This window comes from Nonomuraea aridisoli, from assembly GCF_003236395.1.
Classification (GTDB): domain Bacteria; phylum Actinomycetota; class Actinomycetes; order Streptosporangiales; family Streptosporangiaceae; genus Nonomuraea; species Nonomuraea aridisoli.
This window is the reverse complement of sequence record NZ_POUD01000602.1, coordinates 1-902: the sequence shown is the minus strand read 5'-3', so window position 1 is coordinate 902 and position 902 is coordinate 1. Positions and strand designations below refer to the sequence as shown.

Genomic DNA, 902 nt, shown 5'->3' with positions numbered 1-902 from the left:
AGCGTCACCATCCGGCCGTAGGCGGCGCGGTGGCTGGTGGCCGGCGGGTGTGTTGTGGCCGGGGTGCTCGCGTTTCTGCCGCCGTCCGGATCTGGCGATCATCTCAACTACGCCGCCTACGGCCGGATGGTGACGCTCGGGCTCAACCCGTACACGCACGGGGCGGTCGAGCTGGCCGGCGATCCGGTCGCCGACGCGGTGGAGGATCCGTGGCGGGAGGAGCCGAGCGTCTACGGGCCCGTGGCCACCGCGCTGCAGGCGGTGGCGAGCTGGGCGGGCGGCGACTCGGTGCGGCTGACGATCTTCGTGCTGGCGGTGTTCAACGCCGCCGCGTTCATCGTGACGGGGCTGCTCATCGACCGGTTCACCCGCGACGACCCGGTCCGGCGCCTGCGTGCCGCGCTGCTGTGGACGGCCGATCCGCTCCTGCTCTACCAGCTCGTCGCCGGCATGCACGTCGACACGCTGGCCGTCGCCTGCATGGTCGCCGCGCTGCTGGCCAGGAGCCGGCCCGTGGGAGCCGGGGTGCTGCTCGGCGTGGGGGTGGCGGTCAAGGTCAATGCCGGGCTCGCGGCGCTCGGGCCGGCCTGGGAGTTGCGGCGGCGACCGGGGAGGCTGGCGCTCATGGCCGGGTGCGCGGTCGCGGTCGTGGTCGCCGGCTACGCGATCGTCGGGGTCGAGGCCGTCGAGCCGATCACCCGCACGTCCAAGTCGATCTCGCACGCGTCGTTCTGGAAGCTCGTCCAGGGGTGGCTGCAGTCGATCGTGGGCACCGGGAGCGCATACCGGGGAGAGATCCAGGTCGGGTCGCTGCTGGTGCTCGCGCTGGTCGCGTGGTCTCTGCTCCGGCTCGCCTCCCGCCGCGACGGCCCAGGGCTCGGGGCTCCGGTGGTGGCGGCGGG

1 protein-coding gene is annotated in these 902 nt (G+C 73.7%); it reads left to right on the top strand.

Translation table 11 applies throughout. From position 1 onward, the window contains the following. Positions 1-63 precede the first annotated feature (63 nt). A partial coding sequence (gene mptB, locus C1J01_RS48335) for a polyprenol phosphomannose-dependent alpha 1,6 mannosyltransferase MptB (RefSeq protein WP_235855173.1) occupies positions 64-902 on the top strand: 839 nt, incomplete at its 3' end.